13 protein-coding genes are annotated in these 12254 nt (G+C 67.5%); 4 read left to right on the top strand and 9 right to left on the bottom strand.

The genetic code is table 11. From position 1 onward, the window contains the following. The first annotated feature begins 77 nt into the window (after nt 1-77). Both ACEQX1_RS20500 and ACEQX1_RS20495 read left to right on the top strand, forming a co-directional pair. The gene (locus tag ACEQX1_RS20500) at nt 78-578 is read left to right on the top strand and encodes a twin-arginine translocation pathway signal (RefSeq protein WP_370195479.1); all 501 of its coding nucleotides are present in this window, start codon (nt 78-80) and stop codon (nt 576-578) included. Between the two features lie 4 nt (nt 579-582). After that, nucleotides 583-1203: a ferric reductase-like transmembrane domain-containing protein gene (locus tag ACEQX1_RS20495; RefSeq protein WP_370195480.1), complete on the top strand. Its 621-nt coding sequence runs from the start codon at nt 583-585 to the stop codon at nt 1201-1203. A gap of 9 nt (nt 1204-1212) precedes the next feature. Here ACEQX1_RS20495 and ACEQX1_RS20490 read toward each other — a convergent pair whose 3' ends face one another. The 4 genes from ACEQX1_RS20490 to ACEQX1_RS20475 all read right to left on the bottom strand — a co-directional run bounded on the left by ACEQX1_RS20490 (nt 1213) and on the right by ACEQX1_RS20475 (nt 4162). Beyond that, nucleotides 1213-2013: a VOC family protein gene (locus tag ACEQX1_RS20490; protein WP_370197577.1), complete on the bottom strand. Its 801-nt coding sequence runs from the start codon at nt 2011-2013 to the stop codon at nt 1213-1215. Between the two features lie 132 nt (nt 2014-2145). Next, nucleotides 2146-2802 carry a glutathione S-transferase family protein gene (locus tag ACEQX1_RS20485; protein WP_370197576.1) on the bottom strand — a complete coding sequence of 219 codons (657 nt, stop codon included), beginning with the start codon at nt 2800-2802 and terminating at the stop codon, nt 2146-2148. Nucleotides 2803-2810: 8 nt separating this feature from the next. After that, the gene (locus ACEQX1_RS20480; RefSeq protein ID WP_370193072.1) at nt 2811-3416 is read right to left on the bottom strand and encodes a dihydrofolate reductase family protein; all 606 of its coding nucleotides are present in this window, start codon (nt 3414-3416) and stop codon (nt 2811-2813) included. A 71-nt stretch (nt 3417-3487) separates the two neighbouring features. Then, nucleotides 3488-4162 (bottom strand): glutathione S-transferase family protein, encoded by a 675-nt coding sequence (locus ACEQX1_RS20475; RefSeq protein ID WP_370193071.1) that lies wholly within the window; start codon nt 4160-4162, stop codon nt 3488-3490. Between the two features lie 160 nt (nt 4163-4322). Between ACEQX1_RS20475 and ACEQX1_RS20470 the strand changes: the two genes are divergently transcribed. Further along, on the top strand, nt 4323-4775 hold the full coding sequence (locus ACEQX1_RS20470; RefSeq protein ID WP_370193069.1) for a MarR family winged helix-turn-helix transcriptional regulator: 453 nt from the start codon (nt 4323-4325) through the stop codon (nt 4773-4775). A gap of 472 nt (nt 4776-5247) precedes the next feature. Next, nucleotides 5248-6333: an HPP family protein gene (locus tag ACEQX1_RS20465; protein WP_370193068.1), complete on the top strand. Its 1086-nt coding sequence runs from the start codon at nt 5248-5250 to the stop codon at nt 6331-6333. Nucleotides 6334-6510: 177 nt separating this feature from the next. On the opposite strand, the gene ACEQX1_RS20460 is transcribed toward ACEQX1_RS20465, so the two are convergent. From ACEQX1_RS20460 to ACEQX1_RS20440, 5 genes are read right to left on the bottom strand one after another with little or no spacing between them, the layout of a single operon-like run. Next, nucleotides 6511-6699 carry a hypothetical protein gene (locus ACEQX1_RS20460; protein WP_024350111.1) on the bottom strand — a complete coding sequence of 63 codons (189 nt, stop codon included), beginning with the start codon at nt 6697-6699 and terminating at the stop codon, nt 6511-6513. After that, nucleotides 6696-7622 (bottom strand): hypothetical protein, encoded by a 927-nt coding sequence (locus tag ACEQX1_RS20455; protein ID WP_370197574.1) that lies wholly within the window; start codon nt 7620-7622, stop codon nt 6696-6698. Before ACEQX1_RS20455 ends, ACEQX1_RS20460 begins: the two co-directional genes overlap by 4 nt. Before the next feature lie 5 nt (nt 7623-7627). Next, the gene (locus ACEQX1_RS20450; RefSeq protein WP_370193076.1) at nt 7628-8692 is read right to left on the bottom strand and encodes a formate dehydrogenase subunit gamma; all 1065 of its coding nucleotides are present in this window, start codon (nt 8690-8692) and stop codon (nt 7628-7630) included. A gap of 10 nt (nt 8693-8702) precedes the next feature. Further along, nucleotides 8703-9299: a formate dehydrogenase FDH3 subunit beta gene (gene fdh3B / locus ACEQX1_RS20445; protein WP_009210530.1), complete on the bottom strand. Its 597-nt coding sequence runs from the start codon at nt 9297-9299 to the stop codon at nt 8703-8705. Between the two features lie 15 nt (nt 9300-9314). After that, nucleotides 9315-12251, bottom strand: a complete 2937-nt coding sequence (locus ACEQX1_RS20440; protein ID WP_370193066.1) for a formate dehydrogenase subunit alpha — start codon at nt 12249-12251, stop codon at nt 9315-9317. Nucleotides 12252-12254 lie beyond the last annotated feature (3 nt).

Below are 12254 nucleotides of genomic sequence, written 5' to 3'. Positions count from 1 at the left end.
GATCCGCGGACGGTCGCGTCCGATCCGCGATCTTGAGGGACGACCGTGTCGTCTGCCGAAGCGACTGGGAGGCTGCCTTGTCTCGGACCCGTCTGAACCGCAGAACGATGCTGGCGGCTGGTGTCGCCTTCGGCGGTGCCCTCGCGACGAGTGGCATGTCCGGCCTGCTCGTTCCCGCGCGGGCACAGGGCCTTGCGCCGACCCCCTCCATGCGCGGCGGTTCGAACAATTATCGTCCCGGCGCGCCGGTCGTCGAACGGATCGGTAATGGCGGCTTCTGGATGTCGGGGCGCGTGCGCCAGGCCGGCGACGGTGCGCCGCTCGAAGGCATCCGTATCCAGATCTGGGCCCATACGACCGAGGCCTATGAGCGCGATCCGGAAAGCCATGGAGCGACGCTCACGGGTCCCGACGGCACGTTCCGGCTGGAAATGCCGCAGATCGTGCCCGCATTCGGCCAGGCGCACGGCCATCTGGCCTATGACGATCCCGAATTCGAGACGGTCTTCCTGCGGCCGGTCATGTCCAGCCCCAAGGATACGAGCCTCAGCGCCGATTTCGTCCTGCAGCCGGCCTGACTCCGTGACGCTGTCCATCCGGGCCGTTCTCGGCTGGTCGGCGCTGGCCGTCGCGGTTCTCGGTCCGGTCGCCATTGCGGCGACGAGCGAGTATCTCGCCTATCGCAGCGGGATCTATATTGCGGCCGGCTTCGCCGGGATCGTGGCGATGGCGCTGCTCCTTTTCCAGCCGCTTCTGGCGGCCGGCTATCTGCCCGGCATCGGCATGCGGGACGGGCGCCGCATTCACCGCTGGGTCGGCACGGCACTTGTTGCCGCGATCGTCGCCCATGTGGCCGGGCTCTGGCTGACGAGCCCGCCGGATGTCGTGGATGCGCTGCTCTTCACCTCGCCGACGCCGTTTTCGGACTGGGGCGTCATCGCCATGTGGGCGCTGTTCGCGGCGGCTCTGCTGGCCGCCCTGCGCCGGACGCTGCGCCTGCGACCGCCGGTCTGGCGGTTCGCCCATACGGCGCTGGCGAGCGTGGTCGTGGTCGGCAGCGTCGTCCATGCGCTGCTGATCGAGGGCACGATGGGCACGGTCTCGAAGGTCGCTCTCTGCGCCCTCGTCCTCGCCGCGACCGCCGGGGCCCTGTGGGATCTGCGGAGCTGGGCAGTGCTCAGGCGGTTCGGTCCGCTGAAATAGACCGTCTCGTCAGATCGGATCCTCCTTCCTCCGGCTCGCGCCGCCGGAGCCGACCAGCCCGAAGCGGGCGCCGTGGGGATCTTCGCAGACCAGCGCGAACGAACCGCCGGGGATTTCGTCGGGCCCCTGTATCGTCTTGCCGCCAGCCGATCCGAGGCGCTGTTGCGCGGCATCGATGTCCGGCACCATGAAGTAGTACTGCCAGCCGATGCGGCCGTTCGGCACCTCGCCCATGATGGCGCCGAGACGCGTCGTTCCGCATGACACGAAACGGTAGTCGCCAAGTTCCCCCATCGGCATCGCACCGTCCTGGCGCCAGCCAAACGCTGCGGCGTAGAAGTCGAGGGCAGCTTCCGGGTCTCGTGCCGAAAGTTCGTTCCACACGGCATGGCCGGGTGTTGCCTCCTCCGCCTGCCGGAAGGCCAGACTTTCCTCGGCGCTCTCTCCGCGCATGACATAGAGCGTCGCGCCCTGCGGGTCCGCGACCAGGGCCATGCGGCCGACGCCGTCGATCGTCATCGCCGGCATATGCGTTGCGCCGCCGGCCCTCTCGATGGCATCGACCGCGGCGTCGACGTCCGCAACGGCAAGATAACTCAACCATACTGGGCCGGCCGTCATCCCGTCCGGCTGCTTCAGAAGTCCCGCGACGGGCACGCCGTCCGGCGCCGAGATGATGCGGTAATCCATCCCTGGATGGTTCGAAGGCGCAATCGTCCAACCGACGACATGGGTATAGAAGTCCTGCGCCGCGTCCGGGTCGGGCGTCAGGAGCTCGTACCAGATCGGTGTTCCTGCGGGGTTGGCCATGCCCATCTCCTCCGTCTCCATAGGAAAGGCACGCCTTTCCAGGGTCCCATATGCCCTGTCCTCGCCGGCTAGGGCCGATGGCGTTGGTACATGCCGAGAGCGGTCGCGACGGACCCGTTCCGGCCGTGGCGATCAGTCCTGCTCCGGCGCCCCGAGCGGAAAGAATGGACGGTACGGGCGGGCCTCGTCGATGCAACGGGCAAAGGACGGTCGGGCCTTCAGGCGATTGCGGTAGGCGCGCACATGGGCGAAGCGCTCGGCGATCGGATGGGTCCAGTCGGCGTAGAAGAGTTGCGGAGCGGCGGCGCAGTCCGCGAGGCTGAAGCTGTCGCCGGCGACCCAGTCCCGATCCGCCATCCGCCTGTCGAGATACGCATAGGCGGCATCGAGAGACTGTCGTGCGATGCGAACGCCCTCGGGATCGCGCTTGCCGTCCGGACGCAACGCGTCGAGGACGATCGTCTGCTGCGGTGTCGCGACGTAATTGTCGAAGAACCGGTCCCAGAACCGGACCTTCAGCGCCGCGACCGGGTCGGCGGGGAGCAGGGCGACCGGGCCGGGGTGACGAAGCGCCAGATGCTCAATGATGATCGAGGCCTCGGCGACCGTGTCGCCGCCATCGACCAGGAGGGGAAACTTGCCGATCGACCACATCGCCCGCAGTTCGTCCATCGCTGCCGGATCGTCGGGGCCGAGGATGCGGCGTTCGAAGGCCGTGCCATTCTCGTAAAGGGCGATCAGCACCTTCTGGCAGTAGGACGAGAACGGATGGAAAAAGAGCGTCAGCATGGGCGGCCTCAATCGTCCAGCGCGAAGGAGCCCGTCGCCACGGCACCGGCCGGCGCGTAGACCGCGACGATCGCGCCGCCTTCCGAGACGCGGTGTTCCAGGAGGCGCCAGGCGCCGGGGTCTGCGCCGGGCAGGGCCCTTTTGCCGCGGCCGAGGATCAGCGGGAAGGTGATCAGGTAGAGCCGGTCGACGAGACCGGCCGACAGCAGCGCGGGGTACAGCGTGGTGGAGCCCTGGACGATCAGCTTCGGGCCCTCGGTGCGCTTGAGGGCCGCCACCGCATCGATGTCCGGCAGTGCATGGGAATTGGCCCAGGCAAGCGGCTCGCTCGACGAGGTGAGGACGTATTTCGCGGCGCGATTGAACTTGTCGGCAAAGGCGTCGCCGGTAATGCGGGGCCAGTGCGCGGCGAAGATGTCGTAGGTCCTTCGGCCGAGCAGCAGGTCGAACTCCCCGTCGAAGATTGTGTCGATGAAGCTCCCGACCGTCTCGCCGACATGGGGCACGATCCAGCCGCCGAGCGAGAAACCGTCGCTGCGGTCCTCGTCGGGACCGCCCGGTGCCTGGACGACGCCGTCCATCGACTGGAACAGGCCTGCCGTGATCTGACGCATCTCGACCCTCTTCCTCTCCCGTCTTCAACCGCACGCGATGCAAGGCGTCTCCCAGTCCGAGATCCTCAGGCTCAGGCCGCGCGTTCGTAGCGCGCCGCATTCTCCCGGAACGGGGCGAGCTGATCGGCGAGGGCCTTCTGGAAGGCCGGACGCGCCGTGTGGCGCGTGACATAGGCGTCGAGCGCTGGAAAATTCTGGAGAATGTCGGTGTGGCGCGGAATGCGCAGCACCGCCGTCATCATCAAATCGGCCACCGAGAAATCGCCGAGAAGCCCGTCGCGATCGCCGAGCGCTGCCTGAAGCTGCTCGAGACGTTTGTCGACGGACTTGATGGCGCCATCGCGCAATTTCGCTGCCGCATCGGCGTCGCCGGCAAAGAAGTCGAGATCGACAAGCGCTGCAATCGGCGGCTCGATCGTATTTAGGCTTGCGAAGACCCAGGAGAGGGCGAGATCGCGCTGATGGCGATCGGACGGCAGCAGCCTGTCGCTTGCCTCGGCGATCCGCCAGACAATGGCCCCGGATTCGAACATGGTCTGCCCATCGATCTCCATCGCCGGAACCTGGCCGAAGGGCTGGCGGGCGATATTGTCCGCGCCGCGCTGCGACCCCTGTTCGAGAATGATCGGCCTGTATGCCAGCCCGGCTTCTTCCAGCGCCCAGCGAACGCGCAGATCGCGCACCAGTCCCTGGGCGAAGGACGGCACCCAGTCATAGGCCGTCACACCGATGGTGGAATTCTGCATGGTCGCGTCCTCAAGCCTTGCCGGGTCGTGCACGACCCGGCGTCGCGTTGACCTGACGGTTGGTATCGGCACGGCGCTTCCCGATGGTCCACAGACCGGATCCAATCCACGGCGCCGTTTATCTGCTTGACTAAAATGTTGATATCAACATAAAGAGGTCATGTCAACGTTCAGCGATTCGCCGACACCGGTTCCATACGAGACCACGCTTCTGGTCCGGGATCATTGTCTTTGCCTGCGGGCGCAGCGCGCGGCGCGCGCCATGGCGCGGCGTTTCGACGAGGCGTTCCGCTCCATTGGCATCACCAGCGGCCAGTTCTCCCTGCTGATGTCGCTCAATCGCCCCAAGCCGCCGACGCTCGGTTCCGTCGCCGAGCTTCTGGCGATGGATCGCACCACCCTGACGGCGAACATCAAGCCCCTCGAGAAACGCGGCCTTCTGACGGTGACCCCGGATCCCGCCGACCGACGGGCGCGGCTGCTCTCGCTGACGCAGGAGGGGAGGGCCGTCCTCGCGGAGGCGGTGCCGCTCTGGCACGCGACCCAGGCGGCAGTCGAGGCCGCGGTCCCCGACCCGGATGCCGTGCGGGCAGGGCTGGATGCGCTTGCGTGACAGGGAATTCCGCCAGCGGCCGACCCGTCGCATGCGGTGCGTCGGCGGCATGCGGCTGTCGCGTAGGTGGACCTGCTCTGCCGAAAAATGAGGTCTTCGGGCATTCACGGTGGTTCGCGGCCGGCGGTCCCTTGGATGCTGCTCCCTCGCAGTCAGTCGCGGGGACTCCCCTAGGCACCAGGTTTCGGTGATTTCCCCGGTCTCGGAACCACAATCCGGTTGGGGGCCTGTTCTTGCACCGCCTGCCGAAGCAGTCCGACGGCGTCCAGCAGACGGCTCGAGAGGGCTGACGCAGTGAGGAACGCTGGGGGCGCTGACGAAAGCATGGCGTTGCACACTTGGCGCATCGGGCGAAATTCCATCCCTTGCCGGGGCGGACGGCGCCTGCGATCCCGGTCGCTTCAACCCGTGAAGGACCGTCATGCCGTCATTCCTGAAATCCTTCGGCCCGGCCGTGCCGCAGACGACACCCATGGAAGCCGTGCGGGCCGGAACCGGCGCCTTCATCGGGCTCGGATTGTGCGCCCTGCTGGTGCTGGCGCCGACTGTCGATCTGCAACTCGGTCTGTACCTGATCGCTCCGTTCGGTGCGAGTTCGGTCCTGCTCTTCGCGGTTCCGAACAGCCCGCTGGCGCAGCCGTGGTCGGCGATCGGCGGGAATACGATCGCCGCGCTGGTGGGCGTCGCGGTCTGCCTTCTCGTCGCCGATCCGGCCCTGCGCATCGCGCTCGCCGTCGGCCTGGCCATCACGGCGATGATCCTGTGCCGCGCCGTCCATCCACCGGCAGGCGCGGTCGCGATGACGGCGGCCATGAACCCCGAGGCCATCACCGAACTGGGGTTCCGCTTCGCCCTCGCGCCGGTCGCGATCGGCACGGTGCTCCTGGTTCTGATCGCCATCGTCTACGCGCGGATGACCGGCAGGCGCTATCCGTTCCGCCAGTTCGACGACCCGAACCCGCATGGAACGGTGGATCGCCAACCATTCGAGCGGCTCGGGCTGTCGAGCGCGGAGCTGACGAACATCCTGGAGCGATACCGGCAATCGTTCAATCTGGGGGTCGAGGATCTGGCGCGATTGATCGGCGCAGCGCAGATGCAGGCCGCGACCCACAGGATCGATCCGACCGTCGCTTCGGATTTCATGTCGCGCGACCTCGTCACGGTGGGGCCGGAAGCCTCGCTTGCAGAGATCACGGCGCTGTTCGCGCAACACCGATTCACCTCGCTCCCCGTCCAGACCGCGGATGGCCGGTTCCTCGGCGTGATCCTGCAGATCCACCTGATCGCCCTGAGAGGGAGCGATACGCGGTCGCTGCTCGGCAAAAAGAAGCGGCGCCTGCGGGCGGAAGACATCATGGATACCGCAAGCCCGCGCGCGGAACCCTCGACCCCGGTGGCCGCCTTCTTCCACCTGATGGCCGAAAGCCAGACCGATGCCGTGCCGGTGATCGAGGACGCGCGGATCGTCGGCGTCGTCACCCGCACCGATCTGATCGCCGCGCTCGCACACAGCATTCTGGCGCAAGATCCGGCCGGTCGTGCTCAGCCCGGGTGAGAGGCGACCGCGTCTGAGCGACAGGAAGGGGTGAGGCCGGTTCGACGGCGGGCCGCGTCTTTGGCTGATTTGCCTGAGCTCACCGCCCGGAGGTCACTGTCGGGCAGCGCCACAGGGCAGGCGACGCATGCGCCGCATGTGTCCCGCGCCCGGCCGCGATGGCGACCGGGCGTCGGATCAATGGCGTTCCTGGTCCTCGGCGGCTTCGTCCCATTCGGGGCCGATCAGGTTCTCGCCGGGATTGCCGACGCGGACGCTGTCGGTGGCGTAGGCCTGGAAGGCCGGGACCTGCGCCATGGGGAGGACGAGCCCGGCGACCACGCCGATCACGGCGGCGATCGCGATGCCGATGAGAATGGCCTTCAACGCGCGTCTCCCGTCGTCGGCGCTGCCGGCGCCGCGTTCCGCTGATATTGCAGGTCGAGCGCCGCCAGCGCGATCAGCGCCGGGGGCAGGTCGACGCCCGCGCGCCGCATCTCGCGGGTCGCGCCATGGCACCCGGCGATATCGTTGGCATCGGCCAACGCCTGGCCTTCGGCGAGGGTCATGTCCGGCTGCTTCTTGGTCGCTTCGGGCGTCTCGGGGATCGGCGCGCTGAGACCCGAGGTCTGCGGCGCGTTGTCGGCATTGCCGGCCTTTGGAGCCGGCGCATTGGCGTCGCTGGGGGCCTCGACGGCGGCGCCGGCCTGGTTGGAGGCTTCCTGCGCCGAGCCCGACTGGTTGCCGTCGGGCACGCCCGCGGCCTGCTGCTCGTTCTCGGCCGCCGCTTCGCCGCTGCTTGTCGCCTGCTGCTGCGGCTGGTCCGAGGCCGCACCACCGGCGGACTCCTTGTCCGTGCCGCTTTCGGCCGACGGCTGCGTGGCTGGAGCTTCACCGACCTGTGCCTGACCAGCCTGCGCCGCAGGGGCCTGGTCGGCGCTCGCCTGAGCGGCTGCCGGCTGGCCGGGCGCGGTCGCTGCATCCTCGGCTGGAGCCGGGGTCAGGAACGCCACCAGCTCGGTGCAGATATTGGCGGGGCCGGACGAGGCCGTATCCGTGCCGGTCGCGCCGGGCGCTGGTGTCGCGGTGCCGGCATTTGCCGCGGGATTTGCCGGAGCAGCGTCGGCGGCCGGATTCTGCTCCGCCGGCTGCGTGCCGTCAGGCGCGGGCGCCTGCTGGGCGTTCGCGGCCGGAGCCTCGTTTGCCGCCGGTGCCTGCGGCGCTCCGGTGGCGGGCTCTGACGTCGTCTGGGCGGCGGCCGCCGTGGCCAGCGCCGTGGTGGCGAAGAGTAGGATGAGACTGTGGCGCATGGTCTTCACTCCGCCGGATGGGTTTGCGGGATCGGCTGCGGTCCCTTGGCGGTCTTGGCCTGTTCTTCCTCGACCCAGAGGCTGTGATGGGCGCGGGCCCAGGCAAGATCGACCTTGCCGTTGCCCATGGCGTCGTAGGCGCCCTCCATGCCGAGCGAGCCGATATAGATATGGGCGATGATGATGGCGATCAGCACCATGCCGACCGTGGCATGGACATATTGCGCGATCTGCATGCCCTCGATGTTCAGCACCGAGAAGGGGAAGAGCATCAGGAGGCCGCTGATCGACAGGGCGAGGCCGCCCAGCGTCACCGACCAGAAGATCATCTTCTGACCGGCGTTGAAGCGGTGCGCCGGCGGATGCTTGTCGCCGACGAAGCCGCCGAATTCGCGAATCCAGCGAATGTCGGTGCGGCTCGGCAGATTGTCCTTGATCCACACGATGATCATGAAGACGAGGCCGACCATGAACGCCCAGGAGACGAAATTGTGGACGTATTTCGCCCAGTAGCTCCAGGTGGAGAAGGCGTCCGGCCCGATCAGCGGGAACAGCAACCGCTTGCCGAAGACGTAGTTGAGGCCGGTGATCGCCAGGAGGATGAAGGCGGTGGCGGTCATCCAGTGGTTCAGCCGCTCGAAAAAGCTGAAGCGCAGCAGCTTGCGGCCGACCTCCGGGCTGTCCTCGATCATGATCCGCCCGCGCGAGAAGTAGAAGGCGGCAAGCGCGAGGACCATGCCGATGATGGCGATGGCGCCGATCCACGGCAGCCAGCCTTCATGGAAGCTCTGGTAGTCGCGCCCCTCGGGCTGCTCGAGCACCGCCGCCTTGCTGTCCGGGATGCTGACCCGGCCGCTGATCTGGCCGCCCTGCAGCGCGTTGAGGAGCTGCTGCTCGGTCGGCGCCTCGGCGGTGGGGTTCTGGCCGCTGGGATCGGTTTGCGCGCCGTCGGTCGGCGCGACGTCGCTCTGGGGCGCGAGATTGTCGTCGCCCTGCTGGGCGGCAACGGGCGTCGCCAGGAGGGCGAGCGCCAGACCGCCGGCGGTGAGGATGGTGCGAAGCGTGGTCATCGTCGCCATCTCAGGCCTCGATCGTTTCGCGATAGGCTGTCTGCCAGCCCCAGGCCCCGGTGCCGTAGCCGCGCTTGGCGACCCGCTCCTTGTAGATCGTCGCGATGATGTCGCTGTCGCCGGCCAGAAGCGCCTTGGTCGAGCACATCTCGGCGCACATGGGCAGCTTGCCCTCGGCGATGCGGTTCTTGCCGTATTTGGCGTATTCCGCCTCGGAGCTGTCGGCTTCCGGACCGCCGGCGCAATAGGTGCACTTGTCCATCTTGCCGCGCGAGCCGAAATTGCCGACGCGCGGATATTGCGGCGCGCCGAACGGGCAGGCGTAGAAGCAGTAGCCGCAGCCGATGCACAGATCCTTGGAATGCAGCACCACGCCGTCCTCGGTGGTGAAGAAGCAGTCCACCGGGCACACCGCCGCGCAGGGCGCGTCGGTGCAGTGCATGCAGGCCATCGACACCGAGCGCTCGCCCGGCTTGCCGTCGTTCAGCGTCACCACGCGACGCCGGTTGATGCCCCAGGGCACGTCGTGCTCGTTCTTGCACGCCGTCACGCAGGCATTGCACTCGATGCAGCGATCGGAGTCGCAGAGAAATTTAAGCCGCGCCATTGTCTGTCGCTCCCCTTATGCCGCCGCGATCTGGCACAGCACGACCTTGGTCTCCTGCATGCCGGTGACCGGGTCGAAACCGTAAGTCGTGATGGTGTTGACGGATTCGCCGAGCACGATCGGGTCGGTGCCCGCCGGATAGTGCTCGCGCCAGTCCTCGCCCTGGTAATGTCCGGAGAAGTGGAAGGGCATGAAGGCGACGCCGGGCGCCACGCGCTCGGTCACCAGCGCCTTCACCCGCGTCTTCGCGTCGTTCTCCGTGCCGTAGACCCAGACATATTGCCCGTCCTCGACACCGCGGGCGGTGGCGTCGGCCGGATTGATCTCGACGAACATCTCCTGCTGCAGCTCCGCCAGCCAGCGGTTGGAGCGGGTCTCTTCGCCGCCGCCCTCATATTCCACGAGCCGGCCCGAGGTGAGCAGGATCGGAAAGTTTCCGGCGACGTTCCGCTCGATCGCGGCCTGCTGCACGGAATAGCCGATATTCGGGATACGGAACTGCCGCTCGTCGGGCCGGGTCGGGTATTTCTCGACGAGGTCCGGACGTGGCGTATAGATCGGCTCGCGGTGCACCGGCACCGGGTCGGGCAGGTTCCAGGCGACCACCCGGGCCTTGCCGTTGCCGTAATGCATGACGCCATGATCCATGCAGACGCGCTGGATGCCGCCCGACAGATCGGTCGCCCAGCTCACCGCGTCGACCTTGTCGCCGCCGACCCGCTGGATCGTCGCCAGTTCCTCCGGCCGCAGATCGGCGTCCCAGCCGAGCTTGCGCAGGATGCCGTAATTGAACTCGGGATAGCCGTCGGTGAGCTGCGAGCCCTCCGAATAGGAATCCTCGGCCAGCAGCGTCTCGCCGTTCCGCTCGACGCCGAAGCGCGCGCGGAAGGTGCCGCCGCCTTCCCAGATGGGCACGTCGGTACGGTAGAGGATCGGCGAGCCCGGGTGCTTCATCTCCGGCGTGCCCCAGCACGGCCAGGGCAGGCCGTAATATTCGCCGCCGACTTCCGGCGTGTCGGCCGGGGCGCGCAGGCTGACCAGGTCGAACTTGTCCTGGTTGCGCATATGCGCCTTCAGCCGCTCCGGCGACTGGCCGCAATAGCCGGTGGAGAAGCCGCCGCGATTGATCTCGCGCAGGATGTCCTCGGCCGAGACCTTGCTGTTCTCCACGGCGATGTTCTTGAACATCCGGTCGGCGAAGCCGAGCTTGACCGCGAAGTCGTGGATCACCGCGTAGTCGTCGCGGGACTCGAAGGCCGGCTCGACGATCTGCTCGCCCCATTGCAGCGACCGGTTCGACGCGGTGCGCGAGCCGTCGGTCTCCAGCGAGGTAGCGATGGGCAGGAGATAGGTGCCGTTGCGGCGGCCCTTGATGGCGCCGAAGGTGGTGGCATGGGGGTCGGCGACCACCAGCAGTTCCAGCTTCTCCAGCGCCTGCAGCATTTCCGGCATGCGGGTGACGGTGTTGCCGCCATGGCCCATGACGAACATGCCGCGCAGCGGCGAGCGCTGGTCGATCTCCTCCGGCGGCATGCTGACTGCGTCGAACCACCGGGTCGAGGTGATGCCCGGCGTCTCCATGTTTTCCTTGCGGGTGCGCGGCTCGCGCCCGCCCTTGGCCGGGACCTCGTCGAAGCGGCTCTGCAGCCACTCATATTCGACTTCCCAGACCCGCGACCAATGCTTCCAGCCGCCCTCGGTCAGGCCGTAATAGAGCGGCAGCGAGGTGACATCGAGGCCGAGATCGGTCGCGCCCTGCACATTGGTGTGGCCGCGGAAGATGTTGGCGCCGGTGCCGGGCTTGCCGACATTGCCGGTGGCCAGGCACAGGGTGCAGTAGGCGCGCACATTGGCGGTGCCGACCGTGTGCTGGGTGGCGCCCATGCACCAGATCAGCGTCGAGGGCCGCTCCTGCGAGAACAGATAGGCGACGTGCTTCAGCTGCTCGCCGGACACGCCCGAGACCCGCTCGACCTCTTCCGGCGTCCACTTGGCGACTTCCTTGCGGACCTCGTCCATGCCGTAGACGCGGGTGCGGATGAACTCCTTGTCCTCCCAGCCATTCTCGAAGACGTGCCAGAGAATGCCCCAGATGACCGGAATGTCGGTGCCGGCGCGAAGGCGCAGATATTCGGTGCCATGGGCCGCGGTGCGGGTGAAGCGCGGATCGATGACGATCAGATTGGCGCGGTTCAGCTCCTTGCCGGCCAGGACGTGCTGCATCGCGACCGGATGCGCTTCCGCCGGATTGCCGCCCATGATGATCATGGTCTTGGCGTTGCGGATGTCGTTGTAGGAATTGGTCTGGGCGCCGTAGCCCCAGGTGTTGGCGACGCCGGCCACGGTGGTGGAGTGGCAGATGCGGGCCTGGTGGTCGACCGAGTTGGTGCCCCAGAAGGCGCCGAACTTGCGGAACAGATAGGCGCCTTCATTGGTGAACTTGGCCGAGCCGAGGAGATACATGGCGTCGGCGCCGGAATCCTCGCGGATCTCCAGCATCTTGTCGCCGATCTCGTCGATCGCCTGCTCCCAGGACAGCCGCTGCCACTGGCCGTCGACCAGCTTCAGCGGATATTTCAGCCGCCGGTCGCCATGCACGATCTCGCGGATCGCGGCGCCCTTGGCGCAGTGGGTGCCGCGGTTGATCGGGCTCGACCAGCTCGGCTCCTGGCCGGTCCAGACGCCGTTCTGCACCTCGGCGGTCACCGTGCAGCCCACCGAGCAGTGGGTGCAGATGTTCTTCTTGATCTCGATCGGCACGCCGGGCATCGGCGCGCTGACCGCCTCGGCCTTCTGCACAGCGCCGGGCATCATGGTGCCGAAAGCTGCGAGGCCGCCGACGGCGAGGCCCGACTGCTTCAGGAAGGCGCGGCGATCGAGTCCGGCAGGACGGGTCGACGAGACGGAAGAACAGAATTGGCCGGGCTGACCGGCCTTGCGTTTGGTGAGCATGTC

The sequence above is a fragment of the Aurantimonas sp. genome (assembly GCF_964217435.1).
Lineage (GTDB): Bacteria > Pseudomonadota > Alphaproteobacteria > Rhizobiales > Rhizobiaceae > Aurantimonas > Aurantimonas coralicida.
This window is presented reverse-complemented; position numbering and strand designations above follow the sequence as displayed.